General features: G+C 31.9%; 10 protein-coding genes and 1 CRISPR repeat array (1 of these 11 only partly in view). Of the genes, 2 read left to right on the top strand and 8 right to left on the bottom strand.

All coding sequences use genetic code 11. From position 1 onward, the window contains the following. Window positions 1-790: direct repeats of the CRISPR family, unit length 36 nt; unit sequence AATATCGTGTTTTCTAATCCTTAATCAAACTACAAC; it reaches 168 nt to the left of the window's first position. Between the two features lie 113 nt (window positions 791-903). Beyond that, complete coding sequence (gene cas9 / locus Q4Q39_RS12345) at window positions 904-4785, bottom strand: type II CRISPR RNA-guided endonuclease Cas9 (RefSeq protein ID WP_303282800.1); 3882 nt, start codon at window positions 4783-4785, stop codon at window positions 904-906. A gap of 255 nt (window positions 4786-5040) precedes the next feature. Continuing rightward, the gene (locus tag Q4Q39_RS20625; protein WP_367892717.1) at window positions 5041-5280 is read right to left on the bottom strand and encodes a helix-turn-helix domain-containing protein; all 240 of its coding nucleotides are present in this window, start codon (window positions 5278-5280) and stop codon (window positions 5041-5043) included. Window positions 5281-5721: 441 nt separating this feature from the next. Here Q4Q39_RS20625 and Q4Q39_RS12340 point away from each other — a divergent pair, with 441 nt between their 5' ends. Next, window positions 5722-6063, top strand: a complete 342-nt coding sequence (locus Q4Q39_RS12340) for a hypothetical protein (RefSeq protein WP_303282799.1) — start codon at window positions 5722-5724, stop codon at window positions 6061-6063. A gap of 684 nt (window positions 6064-6747) precedes the next feature. Here Q4Q39_RS12340 and Q4Q39_RS12335 read toward each other — a convergent pair. The 4 genes from Q4Q39_RS12335 to Q4Q39_RS12320 form a co-directional block, all read right to left on the bottom strand. Next, entirely contained in the window at window positions 6748-7041 is a 294-nt protein-coding gene (locus tag Q4Q39_RS12335; RefSeq protein ID WP_303282798.1) for a type II toxin-antitoxin system RelE/ParE family toxin, read from the bottom strand. Beyond that, entirely contained in the window at window positions 7042-7281 is a 240-nt protein-coding gene (locus tag Q4Q39_RS12330) for a hypothetical protein (RefSeq protein ID WP_303282797.1), read from the bottom strand. A 132-nt stretch (window positions 7282-7413) separates the two neighbouring features. Continuing rightward, the gene (locus tag Q4Q39_RS12325; protein ID WP_303282796.1) at window positions 7414-8841 is read right to left on the bottom strand and encodes a DUF5689 domain-containing protein; all 1428 of its coding nucleotides are present in this window, start codon (window positions 8839-8841) and stop codon (window positions 7414-7416) included. Window positions 8842-9036: 195 nt separating this feature from the next. Continuing rightward, on the bottom strand, window positions 9037-11838 hold the full coding sequence (locus Q4Q39_RS12320; protein ID WP_303283170.1) for a carboxypeptidase-like regulatory domain-containing protein: 2802 nt from the start codon (window positions 11836-11838) through the stop codon (window positions 9037-9039). A 154-nt stretch (window positions 11839-11992) separates the two neighbouring features. On the opposite strand from Q4Q39_RS12320, the gene Q4Q39_RS12315 reads away from it, so the two are divergent. Then, window positions 11993-13048: an endonuclease/exonuclease/phosphatase family protein gene (locus Q4Q39_RS12315; protein WP_303282795.1), complete on the top strand. Its 1056-nt coding sequence runs from the start codon at window positions 11993-11995 to the stop codon at window positions 13046-13048. Between the two features lie 262 nt (window positions 13049-13310). On the opposite strand, the gene Q4Q39_RS12310 is transcribed toward Q4Q39_RS12315, so the two are convergent. Both Q4Q39_RS12310 and Q4Q39_RS12305 read right to left on the bottom strand, forming a co-directional pair. Then, window positions 13311-13748, bottom strand: a complete 438-nt coding sequence (locus Q4Q39_RS12310) for a hypothetical protein (protein WP_303282793.1) — start codon at window positions 13746-13748, stop codon at window positions 13311-13313. A 99-nt stretch (window positions 13749-13847) separates the two neighbouring features. After that, entirely contained in the window at window positions 13848-16400 is a 2553-nt protein-coding gene (locus tag Q4Q39_RS12305; RefSeq protein ID WP_303282792.1) for a TonB-dependent receptor, read from the bottom strand. Window positions 16401-16534: the final 134 nt, after the last annotated feature.

The raw sequence follows: 16534 nt of genomic DNA, 5'->3' as shown, positions 1-16534 counted from the left end.
ATTCAAAAGCATTGGACAAAATTTGATAAAATATCGTGTTTTCTAATCCTTAATCAAACTACAACCACAGCAAGCGTTTGCACATCAACGTCGAAAATATCGTGTTTTCTAATCCTTAATCAAACTACAACACGGCTGCAAGTATAAATGATCTAAGACAGAATATCGTGTTTTCTAATCCTTAATCAAACTACAACATTATAGGCATTATGTCTATTATTCCAAAGAATATCGTGTTTTCTAATCCTTAATCAAACTACAACAAGGAGTTAGCAATCTAAATAAAAGGGATTAATATCGTGTTTTCTAATCCTTAATCAAACTACAACCTTTCAAGCTATCAGGATATCAAAGCCAAAAATATCGTGTTTTCTAATCCTTAATCAAACTACAACATAGGATTTGATTGCTCTGGGAAGATTGAAATATCGTGTTTTCTAATCCTTAATCAAACTACAACTTGTTACGGGTTCATCTGGCAATATTGCAGAATATCGTGTTTTCTAATCCTTAATCAAACTACAACCTTCAGGGTATTAAATTGTTAATGCACGAAAATATCGTGTTTTCTAATCCTTAATCAAACTACAACCTTCACAATTAGAACTCGCGCTTGGCAGCAAATATCGTGTTTTCTAATCCTTAATCAAACTACAACTGAGACTTTCTTCTCTTCTGATAATCGAAAAATATCGTGTTTTCTAATCCTTAATCAAACTACAACTTCGCCATTGGTAATGTTTTTTATGATCGTAATATCGTGTTTTCTAATCCTTAATCAAACTACAACCACTCGGGATGCACCAAAAACTCAAAAACGAATATCGTGTTTTCTAATCCTTGAATTCAAATTAGATTAAAAAGCTATATATGTCAAAGAACTATTTATTATTTTATGTTAATTTAAATTAAAAAATCAATGCTACCAGTTTTACTTAAAACAAAATCACTTCCTTCAAATATTGCCTTTACATTACTTAAACTTATTCTTAATTTTTGAGCTGATTTGTCAAAATTTAACAAAGATTCTTTCTTTAAATCTTTATCTGCCCCACCTTGGGCGTGATGACGAAATTGAATTCTTCCATCACCTTCAAACTGAGTTATTTTAAATAATCTTTTACTTAAATCGTCTCTGGATATATTTTTTAGTTCGTTAGGGCTATTTTCGTAAAAAATAGCCATTTGATTTACTCTTAAAACTTTTGATAACGGAAGTAAAACTTCATTTTTCTTTCCTTGATTTTTTATAATGTTGTCTTCAACAGGCATTTCTAATTTTGGATTCCCTTGATTATGTTTTGCCAAATCGAATGCAGAAATAGTCTTAAAAGCTAACACTCTCTTACCTTTATCATTTACGGTTTCATAAATTGCCATTGCAAAAATATTTTCTAAAGTGGCATAATAACTTTCTTTATATGCCTTTCTGTTTTTTCTGGAGACATGACTTTGGGCCTTAATTTTTGGTAGGTTCTTATTATTGGTTTTTACTCTAATACGCTTAATAAGCATTTCTTTTATCTGGTTACCATTTTCATCTTTTTCATGTGGTAACAAAATCCAACCTTCTTCTGTTCTAATATTTTTAAGCCCATGTTTTAATATTCTACTTTTGATACCTTCATCAACAATAGATTTTACATCCTTATCTAGAAAAGAGCTATTAACAGGTTTTCGTAATACAAACCAAATTTCCTTTTCGCTCTTCTCATTTTCTCTTTCAATAGCCCCATAAAAAGTATCTTTATGTAATGATCCTCTTATTCCTTGCCCTTTTTCATACATTACATTCCCAGATGTATTATATTGAATTTTATTTCGTTTACGTAATTTTCTTTTGGTTTGCCTTTCAATATTATCTTTGTGATTATGAACTACAATAATGCTATCCTTTAATCGATTTGTGTCTTCTGTAAAAGTTTTCCAAGGTTTTTCTATTTTAAACTTTTCCTTATCCCCTAGTTTCTCTACTTCATTAAACGCTACTGTTAATCCTTCTCGAATGCTTTTATCCATACAAGTTAAAACAACAGCATCGATAGCATGATGATAATGGTAATTTCTATCTTTAGTATCTAAACCCCATGATTTTCTAACATCTGCGACCATTGTTCCTTTAGCTGGGAATACTCTTTGAAATAACGACTTTAAAAACAGGGTTGAATATTTTGTTATAATACCTGTATCGACTAACTGACTGTTTTTAAAATTCGGTTTAATTTCGGTTGCTGTAAACCTATAGAGTTTTTGTTTCCAATAATCTAATTTTAATTTTAAATAGTGACGTTGTTGGATGGCTCTATTTTTTTGCTCAACAGTGCTTGCTACTTTAGAAAAGTATTTTTGCTGCTCAATTTTTTCATCTAACTCTTCTATTTTGGTTTTCCAATGCCTGGTATTAGATATACAATTTTGCTTGTATTCATATTCTAAATCTTGTGGTATTCTATTACCTTTTATTTGATTAATCCCTTTATCTGCAAGCGTTTTGTTTGCAAGTGAATTATCAAAAGATTTACTTCTAGGAAAAGTATGCTCTATTTCAAATTGTGGGTTCGAACCCAATAGTTTTTCACAATTAATGGTATTATTAGTATATAAACATACTCCATTTTGCTCTTGGTATAACCTATACTTAACAATATCTGTTTCTGTAACGACCGAATTTGTGTCTTTGGCAAGTTCTTCTAGTTTTTCTTTAAATTTTTTATTTTCGCTTTCTCTTTCTCGTTGCCATCTCTCAATTGCCAATCGCTTGTTTTTATCATTCAATTCTCTGGCTAATTCGATAATAATTTCTGTATCCGACGTTATTTTGTTTTCCTTCAACAACGTATTTATCAGTTTCCTTAAATAAAACAATGTTCGCATTGCCATTGGGTTTTTTACCGCATTGGTAAATGGTAAACCTAAAAGCCCATCCTGACTTTGTGGGTAAGCATCCATTGCCGAAGGATGATACAATTTATTGGCTTCTTCTTTAAAGATTTTAAATTCTTGTATTAAAAAGTCTTTTATAATCTCATCTACTCTGGGTTTCGATAAATAATAACCACCATGCCTTCTTTTTTGAAGTTGTTTTTGAAAACTAACCTCTATATCATTTTTAATAGTATCTCTTTCTGAGTTGGACATTTGTTCCCAGAGATACTTTCCATAAAAGGCTATAATTTTTTCCGTTACATTCTTTTTATCTGTATCGTCAAGAACATAATCGTAATGAGAATTGTCATATTCTTTAATAAAATCGCCTACTAAACCATTAACAATATCAATTTTTAATGTTTTTTCTTTATACCCAGAAATAATATCTATAATAGTATCTTGAATAAACTGTTTGTTCTCATTCCATTTGTCTTTTCCTATTATTTCGTCAATATTGGCAAAAAATACGGCATAGGGATAAATAATTTTATCTTCTTTTAGGAATGGTAAAATCTTGCTTATTACTTTTTTACTTAATGAAGAATAGCCTTGCTTTAAGTTTATACTCTCGTAATAACTCACTTTTTCTTCTGAAATTTCAAATCTATCTTTAATAAACTTTTTTACTTTTTCTGAAGTAACATCATTTACAAAATCTCCAGCAAAGAATAATGTATGCCAAAGTTCGTCAACCAACTCATCTACAGTTTTATTATCTTGTTTTTTATATTTTGACTTAATTATCGATTTACATTCTTTCCAGTTATCGGCATCAAAAACTTTAATAAACTTGCTTATTGTTGGACTTCCTACAATTGGGTATTTATCTTTATAATTAAATTCGAAATACAAATTGTTTTTCTTTGCCAAAGTATTGATGCCTTTAGAAATATCTAAAAACTTAAAACTTTTAGCACTAACCCTGTAAAACTTATTTAAAGCAATTTGGTAATACTCAGGATAATCTGAAAGAAAAACAAATGAATCACTTTTTCGTTCTTTTACTTTTATAGAGTTTAAAAACTGGTACATTCTAAACTCCTCGAACAAAGGATGACTTACTGGGCAACGTGGTTTTATTTTCTCTAAAGTACATTTACCAACGGTTCCTTTTTGAGATTTTAATGGTCTTTGAAAAAATATGGCATCAAAGAACTTGTTTGCCAAATCTTTATCAATGTTTTGCGATTTCATTAAAAAATTAAATTCTTCAACATAACTTATTCTTGAAGAATTCACCTCTTGATCATCTGCACTGAATTTAGTTTTTCTTACTTTCTTATCATTTTTAAGTAAATCGTAATAGTATTCACCTAAAGTTTTAAAACCATTTTGCTCTAACAGTTCTTTTTCTTTTATAAACTGTTCTAAATCTTTTCCAGCATCTGCGTCTTTTCGTCCACTTTTAAAACCTCTTCGTTGGCAAATATGGTACAACGCTCGTCCTAATTCTTGCTTTGAAACTATAGAATTAGCTCCCTTTGCTCTTACTTTGTAAGGATTAATTTTTAACCACTCTGAAAACTCATAGTTTTCAGTAGGATATTTTATTTCTCTTCCTTTTTTATATACAGACCAAATATCCAACTCATCTAAACTTAAAGGACAAAAGCCATTTTCAATTAAAAGTCTTAATAAATCGGTTTTTCTTTTTTTTCGTCTTCTATATAGTTTTCTTGATGCTCTATGCTTGGTTCTTTCTGAAGCTAAAGAAAACTCAACACCTTTTTCCTCGCCAACTCCTTGTGGAAAAACTAATACATTGGTATCTACAACTTGATTCCCTTCTAGATTGGCATCTCTAATTGCCCAGCCAATACTATTAGTCCCTAAATCTAAACCTAAAATTTTTGACATAACCTCCTAGTTTTTTGAATTTTAAATGTACAAAAAACAAAAGATATTTTTCTTACAGAAACCCGTATGTTGTATGAAAAATATTTTAGTATATTAGCAACAGATTAAACTTTCTAATCCTTTAATCTTATTACAATAAGGCTATATGCCGTAGACGAAAGTCTTTGATCCCGCTTAGGTGGGATCTTTTTATTTATATAAGTTTTTAATAAAAATATAGAGCTCGCTACAAAAGAATAAAGCTGAGAAAACTCTTTACCTCTTAACAGATTTACTCCACGCTTCAACTTCTATAAAAAAGTCTGATATTTTAATGTCACGTGATTCGCAAATTTTATAAATAGTAGGCAAAGAAATTTGGTAATTTCCTCCCTTAATTATATCTCTAAGAGTACTTTCTTCTATGTTGTGGTTAATTGCAAATTTTCTTTTTGAAAGACGAGATTTTTCCCATAGATAATTTATATAGCCGTATATATACTCATTGTATTTCATTAGTAACAAAAGAATGTATTGAAAAAATAAAAAATGCGGTCTGTAACTCGCGTTTTGAAAATTTTATTATATTTGTAGCTTAATACATATATTTGCAATTCTTCAAATAGAAAATATTGAAGCTATTGCTTTGAACCTTCCGTTAGAAAACTGGTAATTTTTGCAAACGAGGTGATAAGTAGATTGGCTCACGACCTAGGCGTGAGCTCTCTTATCGTTTGCAGGGTATACCAGTACCTCTAACGTGGTAAGTTGAGTTCCACGCCTTTTTGTTTCCATACATAAAAAGGTTCATGAGATATTTATCTCTTTTTTAGGCAACTTGAACTTAAAATGAATGAGATCCCGTTAAAAAACGGGATTAGTTCAACTTACAATTTTGTGTCCTTCGCCTAAGGTGAAACCTCAAAATTGAGTTTCACTAACTTTAAAACTTTAACCATGCCAGAAACCGAAACGCAGAAATCACCGCAGGACTTTTTATTGTCGCACTACATTACACTAGCTTTATTAATATTGATATTCGATAAATCGGGCTTCTCAAATACCATTAAACAACATTGTAAAACAGGATTAAAGGTTCTTGGTATTATTTATGCCAACCAAGCCTACAACATAGGAACCAAGGCTTTATCAAACAAAGAATTTGATGCCTTTTTTAAATTATTCCCAAATACCTATTATAATAACCGTGAATTAATTCCAGTGGATTTAATTATAAAAAACATAAAATTGTGCATTACTACAGACGATATCGTGTATATGTCTGGTGAGTATCAATAATTTGATTATTAAATAACAACGCTCTCTATATTTGAATAAAAAAAAGTAAATTAGAGGCAAAAAATATAAGATGTAAGTATACTCCCCCTTTTGTTTTTATATAGAACGTTATAAGCTCTCATATACTGTTTTATATCTTGAAAAATTTAATCTCTCTGATATTTTGTTAAGCAAATACAATTTGTTTCGGAGGAACAATAATATCTACTAACTAAACAATTTTTCTGCCAAAAGGGGAAGCTTGCATCGGTATTCTTCAATGATGTGACTCTATAAAAGAAACTGCTCTGTTATTCAGAAGGCTATCGAAAACAAAATATATTTTGTTTGAAGATATAAGCGAAGCTTACGACTTAAGAATCTAAAACACCAGTAAGCACATAAATATAATCGTTATGTAATCCTTTAATTTTCATTTAAGGTATAGCAGGGGTGAGATTCTTCGCTTTGCTCTGACATTGTATTTTAAAAAACAAGACTATCTAGGGTATATAATCAATACTAACGTCATCCAACTCATAAACACCATCAAAGATTTCGTGTCCACTACCTGTATACTTAAAAGCGATGTGTATGTTACCAGTAATATAAGACAAATACATTATCAGGATTAAGCCAGGGTGCAAAAGAGTCGGTGTCTTTTTACACGATATGCTACAACAATAAGTTATATTTTTTAATAATTTAAAAGATATGTTCTGAGTCAACTCTAGTACAAATAACGTTTAGGATGTAGGCAATACTCTTTTGTTCCTTATATAAAACTTTATAATCTCTTACAATAATCCTTCTGTATTTAGGAAAAATTTCATCCTTCTGATATTGTTCAGCAAATACAATTTGTTTAGAAGTAGCAATAATATCTTTTCTAACAATTTTTCTGGCAGAAGGAATTTCTTTATATCGGTAATCTAAAATAGCATTGAGGCACTCTCTAGCTTGTCGTGTCCAAACAACTTGGGCAATCTTATTAGGCATTTAGTCTTCTTCTTGTTCAAACTCATCAGCTGATATATAATCACCTTCTGTTATTTGCGATTCAGCTGTATCTAATGCCATTTTGTATTCTTGACGAGACATCGGAGTTCCATCAGGATGATATGCAACCGTTTCATTTTTAAAGTATCCTTCATATAAAGCATCTACCATCTGTAAAAAACGGTCATCAACTGTTTTTATAGATTTTTTCCACTTTTCTCTTAATTCCAATGCTCCCATAATAGTAAATATTATAACTCAAATATACGCTATTTTACACAATAAATATACCAAATATAATCTGGAGTTATTTAGATTTGGTAATAGTAAAACGTTCTTTTAAAGAATTCAAGAACCTTATTCTAACATATCTTAAGGCAAATAATCAATACTAACGTCATCCAACTCATAAACACCATCAAAGATTTCGTGTCCACTACCTGCATACTTAAAAGCGATGTGTATAGTCCCCTCAATACAAGACAAATCCACATTACCAGAATTAAACCAGGGTGCAAAAGAATCGGTGTCTTTAACAATATATGCAGCAGATAATATGTCCCAGGTTGCCGAAGTGATGCTAGCTTCGGCACCATCCCAATTTGAAGAATATAGCACTTCTAAATAACTACTGTCGGCTAAACTATTGGAGGTTTTAAAGCTTAAGGTCTCACCCTCCTGCATATCCAGATTGATGGCTGGTGTTATTAACCACCCAATATTACTATCGTCACCAGAACTTGCAGATTTAAATCTGGCCGACCTTCCTAAAGAAGCATTGCTAGATGTTGAAGAATACGCTTCCCAACCTTCGTTGCCTGTCTCCATATAATTGGTCCAATCATTACCAGTTATGAGTTTATTATTTTTTTGGGATTCAAAATCTTCATAAAACAAATTCATCGTTCCTAATTCAGGTGCTAATCCGCAATCTAACTCTATAGGATCACAGCGCTCATCAGAATCAAAAGCGATATCGGACGAACTATTGACAATCAATACATAAAAATCATCTCTGTAATCTCTACTAAATATACCTTGAATACGTCCTTTATTTTGCGATACTGGCAATGACTTAAAATCTGAAAACGTACTTGTTTGCAATAACATAGAAGCTCCCGATTCACAGCTTTCTAATATTCTTAAACCATCAAAAGCATCGGTAGATTCACCTGCATAGGTTAACCCCAGATCGAATCTATTAATTTGCATGTTATCTAATTGAATCAAAGTATTTTCGTCGGCTTCTGTTAAATGAATTAATGAACTGATTTTAGGTGTAATTGTAGCCACTTCTGAGGTTCTTATAACTATATTTTGGTACTCAAAATCCTGTATTTGTTCTATTTTAGAATCTTCACCGCGTCCAATTGCTAAAACCCCATTAGATTCTCCAATCGTTAAACCTTTAAGCTTTACATATACTTTTCTTCCAAACTCGTAAGTATCGGATAAGCTTCCTACATTCATTTCTAACTTAAGACCAAGTCTTGGGTCATTATCTGGGTTACTAGCATCTATCTTATTTTGGATAATGAGTTCTTTAAAGAAATTTCCAGCCCGATCACTTGAAATAACATAACCTTCAATATATAAATCTTCGTCTATAAACGCTATAAGGTTTCCTTTGTTTTCTGCTTGTTCAAACCTTTCGTAAATGGCTTTAAAGGTTGTTAGTTGGTTTGTTGGAATGGCTATGTTTTCTGTCTCATTAGGACTTGGAATATCATAATCTTCATCTACACAAGAGACAAATACCATTGAAATACTTAGAATTAAAAATCTATTTATATAATTCATTATACCTTTTTTAAAAATTGACAGTTTATTAATTATAACAGTGTCTCCCCGAGCATTATCGAAATATAAAATGTATTTTATATTAAAGATACTTAGCGGAGCTAAACGAAAGTTTTTTTTATTTCATAGTCGTCGAAAAAAGGTCTCGACTGCGCTCGACCAGACATTAGACCTTGTATTAATTTTTATCATGTACTAAAAATTGACATATAGGTTTAGAAAATACGTAGCACCTCTACCGTACCAATATTTAGATCCAAAAACAGGTTTATTTAGAGCCTGGTCATCTCTTAGTTGCCTGTAATTAGCATTTCTTCCTTGTTCAAATCCACCTGTTTTAAAAACTTCATCTAAAACATTATTGATACTTACAAAAAATCCAATGTAATATTGATTGACCCTCCACGATTTACCTCCTACAAGGTTTACAACCATATAATCATCGAAAGTTTCTTGTTTAAGTAGTGTTTTAGCAACCTCCTCGTCATAATCAATAAATGGTAAACCATCAACATCTGTAAAAAAGTTATCGGTTCTGGTTAACGGGCTAATGTCGACATAGGTTTTATCAAAAAAATTGGCAGTAGCACCAAACCACCAATACTTTGGATCTCGATATTCAAAACCAATAGAGTAGGCCTGGTGTGGACCAACTGCTAATTTGTAGCCTTTAAGTTTAGAAGTTCCTAAATATACATTTTCAAATCTATCTGAAGACAGGTATACATCTGGATTATTATCATAAGTATATTGCCCTAAAGCGGCAACTCCTTTTAATTTAACAGTTGGTGTTATCTGAGCTTCTATGCCTAATTCTGCACCTAAATGGTTTTTATTGATACCCTGTAGAATCTCTTGAATAAATTCGTTGTCGTCATTACCAGATTGCTGCGTTCCAGATTCTGCAATAACGTTGCCTATACCATCTGCAAAGAAAAAAGAGATCTCATTAGCATCTTTTAATTTTGTATAGAACCCTGTAATTTTAGCTTTCACAATAGGTGATCTAAAAATGTAGCTCACATCAAAAGACATTATTTTCTCTTCTGAAATATTTGGAACGATGTTGTGATTTGCTCTGGAATTAGAATAACTATTTCGAATAGAAGGTGCTTTTATAATATAGCCTGCATTTATATCTACGATATGTTTGCCCGTAATTTTATACGTGCCACCTGCTTTAACACCTAATCCTGTAAAAGATAATACCTCGCCTTTACCAAAGGAATTATTCTGAAACGTTTCATGTTGAAATACCCCTTCTCTTTGGTATTGTGTATTGGTGATATGTCCTGATACAAAAAAATCTACTGTATTATATGTAAACTGTGCTTGTGCAAAACCAGAAAGGACATTGGCTTGTATATTGTAATTATAACTGTAAACATCTCCTACCTCTAAAATTGTATTCGGGTGGTTTAAATCGAATTGAACGCCATCAAAACTATCGATATTTAAAAAGCCGGAACCGCCAAGAAGATCTAGAACTCGAGCGTAATTTTTAGATTCCAGCTTTTTATAGTTAATGGATGTATTAAATAAAATATGTTCGCTTAACTCGCTACTTAAAATAGTATTTACGGTTAATTGATTATCATCTACTCTATCTTCGTACAACATATACGTTGAATTTCTGCCTTGGGATGTTTGAATTAAATTAGCATCGTACATCTGCTGCCAATTAAGTTGTCCATTATTTAAAAACTCTTGCTGTGCACCGTAAGCAAACTCTAAATCATTTGAAAAGTTTCTCTCAAAATAACTTGGAAGCTTTTGATAATAAGTTGGGCTTGGATTTCTACCTCCACTCTCAAAAACGATAGTACCATTAGTATTCACGATTCTATTAGCACCTCCATACGCCAAACGACTGTTTCCCAGTTTTCCAAATTGATAACCAATATTGGTGTTCAATTTTGTTTTACCGTTTATACTCCAATAATGGTTTAGCATAACAATAGGTTCATTAACTTCTTTAATACGAGAATTACGTTTTTTACCTAATTGCCACCCCCAATACTCATTATATTTTATACCCTTTAAATTATAAACTTCCTGAGTATTTGGTGATGACTTTCCTCTTTTATTGGGAGCATAAATACCCGTAAAACTTAAACTATGTTTATCGTTAATTACTTTTTCTATGGAAGTAAAAATTGAATTAGAACGATACAATGTGGCATCTTGATACCCTTCGTTCCCCCAACGTCTTCCTATAGATAATGTATAAGCCCATCCGTTTTTCAATAACCCTGATGTATAGGTAGCCATTAACCTATTGGTGTAACTCCTATTGGATGATGAATATGTTATACGTTTTCCTGGACGCATTTGAGACGCTTTAGTATTAATATTTATAGTTCCTAACAGTCCTCCAAAAGTATATTTGGAAGGTGTTAAACCTGAGCTTAATTCCTGATTACGTATCACATCGTTTAACCCTCCCCAATGACTCCATTGTGGGCGCCCATTATAAATTTTATTCATTTCTATACCATTAATCATAACTGATCCCTGATCTGAATCTAAGCCTCTCAACTTAAAAAAAGAGGAGCTAAACTCAAAGGCTACTGTGCGTTGAAAAATATCTGGAGATGATTGTAATAAGCCTGAAATGTTGCCTAACTCATTAGTATCTGTATCAAGTTCATCATCTGAAAGGCTTATTGTAAACAGGTCTTGAGACGACGAAATATCTAATTCTAAAGTCATGTCAGTAATATTTACGGTTTCATTTTCATTAACTATAATAGGATATCTTTTGCTTATATATCCTACTTTTGAAATCCTTAAAACTTGTTCCCCTAAAGGCACATTTACAGAGAATTCGAATTCACCTAAAACATCTGTCTCTGTTTGCTGTTTCGTTTCTTCAATAGTAATAATAGCGTTTTTAATAGGCCAGAATGACATTGACTCTTTTACACTCCCTTTTATAAGAGTTTGTTGGGAGAATGTGAAAAGTGTTGAAAATAATAAGAGAGGAGTAAAGACCATTTTTTTTAATACAACTTCTATATTTTCCATTAAAAACATAATCACTCCTATAACCTTGTTTAATTTTGTTTGCGAATATATATAATTTGTAAGAATAAGCTTCTTTTTATTTAAAGAAATTATCTACTTTTGATTTAGACGAATAATTGTTTATATGAAATATCTAAACCCATTATTGGTAATCACATTATTTATTCTGTGCATTGTAAACATACAAGCACAAGAAAAAAAACGCTATAAAATCCACACAATTGCTTTTTATAATTTGGAGAATTTATTTGACACTATTAACGACCCCAATAAGCTGGATGAATATAGCCCCATGATGCAATTAAAAACAGATCGAGCCAAAATATATAAAAAGAAAGTGCAAAATATGGCCAAAGTAATTGCAGGTATTGGGTATACAGTAACTCAAAATAAACCCGCTATTATTGGGGTATCTGAAATTGAAAACCGAGATGTACTGGAAGACCTTGTTAACGATTCTTTACTAAGAGATAAAGAGTATGGTATTGTACATTTTGATTCTCCTGATGCTCGTGGTATTGATGTTGGTTTATTATATCAAAAAACCTTATTTGTACCACTGTATACCAGTAACCATACACTTAAAATTTATGATAACACAAACAGAAAACGTGTTTACACCAGAGACCAATTATTAGTTAGTGGAGAATTAGAAGGCGAAATGATTCATGTTATTATTAATCATTGGCCATCTCGCCGTGGTGGTGAAGCCAGAAGCAGACCTAAACGTATTGCAGCCGCTAAACTAAATAAATACCTAATTGATTCACTTCAGGTAATAGATCCTTATGCAAAAGTTTTTATTATGGGTGATTTAAATGACGACCCTACAAACAAAAGCATTAAAACCATACTAAAGGCTAAAAAAGACAAGAAAAAAGTAGGCTTTAAGGAACTTTATAACCCCTTTGAAAAGTTTTACAGAAACGGATTAGGTACTACAGCATATCGAGATACGTGGAGTTTATTTGATCAGATTATCATTACCAAGCCATTACTTGAAAAAGAGTATGCTTCTTTTAGATTTTATAAAGCAGGTATTTTTAACGAAAGTTACTTATTTTATAAAGATGGTCGCTACAGAGGCTATCCTCTAAGAAGTTTTTCTAACGGATGTTTTACAAATGGCTATAGTGACCACTTTCCTGTTTATATGTATGTTATTAAAGAAATGAAGTAGACTTAAGGTGATTTTAAAAGTTCTTGTCTTTATTAAATATCAATAACATGATAATACATGTCGTTTCTGCCTTACTGAAACAAGTTCTGCACATGGCGCAGGAACGACAAAATAACTTAGAAACCAAAAGGGTCTAAAAAGTGTCTTTCAAAATGAAATGAAGAATCCTATAACGGTTTTAATATTTTGATTCATTAACCAATAAGATTCTTCGCAGTGTTCTGATGACAAAATATATCATTTTTTAGACAGCTTTTTGTTTTTAACCTAACCAAGAACTCCAGGGAATTCGTGATAAGAACAAGGCTAAAGCTATGCTATAAAAAACGGCTATGGTTTTTAATTTAGCTTTAGATGTTAGTTTCTTTTTATGCTTAGAATAGCCTATAGTTATTAAAGTTACTGCTACTATATTTACAAAAGGATGCTCTACAAGATATAATCTTGCTAAAGAATTACCCATAACACCACCTCCTAATTCGCTCCACAACTCAAATCTGGGAGAGACAAAGTACAGTATCAACCCTATTAATAACTGTATATGTGATACGATTAAAGTAAATAGTGATTTTCTAAAGTCTGTAGCTTCATATTCCTTATCTCCAAATGTTTTTATTAAAGCATTTACAGTTGCTATGATTAAAACTAAAAGTACTAAATACGCCCAATAAGAATGCAGCATTTTCACAATATCATACATATATCAAATATTTAAATTTATTAAAACAAATGTAATAATTAAAAAGCATAAAAAAACCGCTTCAACTTGAAGCGGTTTAAAATTATATGATTTTCTGGATTAGAAGTTATAACGCATACTAAAATTCCATGTTCTACCATAACCAAAGCGTCCTTGGTTTGCGATATTAACCCCTTTATAGTTTTGTGTTGGATCTGTTGATAATGGATTATTTTCATTAAGAGATTCTATATAAACCTCATCAAAAACATTATTGATGTTAACTCTAAATTGTAATGAGTTTTTATCATTTTTACCTAATAACCATTTATAAGACAAACCAACGTCTACAGTATCGTAAGCAGGTAATTCTATAGAAGGTTCTTCTACAGTAGCCGCCCCTTGAGAATATAAATTACTATACGTATTCCAGGTTCCATCTACACTAAATCTTGGCAAAAACTCATAATCAGCAAAAAGTCCTGCAGTAAGTTGAGCTCCACCTCCAATTTTAACACCATCTAAATTAACAGTAGCAGCAGATTCTATTTCATTTCCTGCTTCATCAAAAGTTCTTCTTAAACCATCACCATCATACGTCCAATCCCCTACGGATAAAAACCCATTAACTTTTAAGTTGTCCATAGGACGCGTAAACACTTCTAGCTCCACTCCCAAGTGGGCTTGCTTAACACCTTGTGTTTGAAACAATCTAAAATCATTATCCCCTTGGTTACCCTCTGTTTGTAAATCTGTTCTATTATCCCAAATTGTATAATATGCATTTACGTTAGCAGATACTTTATCACTTTTAAACTGATACCCAGCTTCCAAACCTGTAATTTTTTCATTTTCAATCTCTGGCTCAACCAATTCATTGCTATTTCTATCACTTACAAACAAAACACTATGAAAAGGCTGACGTGAATAATAACCAACATTAACAAAAACCTTGTGGTCTTGATTTATAGTATAAGCACCACCAGCTTTTGTATTAAACCCAGGGTTATTTACTTTTTCAGACTCTTCTGATTGACCAGCTACCTGTACTTCTTTAAACTCGGTTCTTACATGAGACTGAGTTGAAACTGAACCCTGAAAAAATGCTGAAAAGTTATCGTTACTATATTCTAGCTGTCCAAATACGCCTCCGTAGTTAATTTGCTCTTCATAATCATATCCAAAGCGTTGTGTATGGTCATCATTAGTATTAAATGTTAAATCCCAAGGGTTAATACCTCCAAAAGTCTCAGTTAATACATTTATATTATCATTTGTATCATTATCCCCTTCTACAGAGGTAACCGATAGAAATTCGTTTACACTTCTAAAGTGGATACCATTATATAAACGCACATCTGCTCCAAAATTCAAGCTTAAATTTTCATTTAATTGAGTTTCAAAGTTTGATACTAATCCATACCAGTTATGGTTATTGTTAGACCCTCTTGCATATAAAGGTATATCATTATCATCATCTATAGTAAATGCAAATGTACCTCTACCTAACGACCCATATAAAACAGTCGATAGTGAAGAGTTTTCATTAATATTCCAGTCCCAAGACAAGTTAGCTACTGGTTTATGATACACGTTTCTACCTCCTGGATATTTTCCTCCATTTAACAGGTTAGGGCTATCAACACCATCAAAATTCCATGAATTATATCGTCTTCCATTATCAAGAAAATCTTCAATATCGCCTCTGCCAGCTGCAGCATGCCATTGAGGCGCTCCTGTAATTAAGAAATTGAATAAGTTATTTTCATTAGGCTTGTACCCAAATGATAAAAAATATGTTTGTCCTTGTCCATCAGTATAATCCACGTATCCATCACCTTGCCAATGACCAAACATTCCTGAAAATGCCCATCCATTCTCCATTAAACCTGTAGAATAATAAATATTTGTCTTAGTATAATTATCATTACCTATCATTTGCTGAAGGAACCCACCTTCTTTTCTATCAACAGTTTTAGTAACAATATTCACCGTTCCTCCTACAGACGAAATGGCTAGTTTTGAAGCACCTAAACCACGTTGTATTTGCACTGCATTGGCAACATCTAGTACTCCGGCCCAGTTAGACCAGAACATCCTACCATCTTCTGGACTATTAATTGGCTGTCCATTTAGCATAAATGCTGTATTGGTTTGATCAAATCCACGTAAAAACATGCTACCATCACCAAATCCACCTCCTTTTATATTTTGTACGGAAGGTGTCGATTTTAAAACTTCAGGCAAATCCCAGTTACCAGCTTTTTCCTGAATTTCTGCTGCTTTAATAGTTGATACAGCAATAGGTGTATTTCTGTCTTCTGCCAAATCAATTACACCAGTACCAGTAATAACGATTTCATCAAGTGAATTATCTGGTGCCAATTTAATAGTACCCAAATTAGTATTTCCATTAAATGATATGGTAATAGAACTATACCCTACGTACGTAATCACAACTTCCCCTGAAGATGCTCCGGTTGTTAAAGTAAAATTACCATCAAAATCTGAAGAAATCCCATTAGAGGTTCCTTTTTCAACAATATTCGCCCCTGGAAGCGGGGAATTAAGTTCAGCATCTATTACTGTACCAGTAACAGTGCTTTGAGCCATGATAACTGTAGAAAATAAGAACGCCACAGTCGTCAAGAAAAAATGAGTAGTTTTTTTCATGATTTAAAAAAGAATTAATTATTTGAATTTAGTCAATGCAAAAGTACGGATAATTAGTACACTACCGTTAAGCATATGTTAAACTTTTTAACATTTACAGTAAAAGAAAAGGCATTGATATTAAAATATCAATG

It is taken from the genome of Flavivirga amylovorans (genome assembly GCF_030540875.1).
GTDB lineage: Bacteria > Bacteroidota > Bacteroidia > Flavobacteriales > Flavobacteriaceae > Flavivirga > Flavivirga amylovorans.
This window is presented reverse-complemented; position numbering and strand designations above follow the sequence as displayed.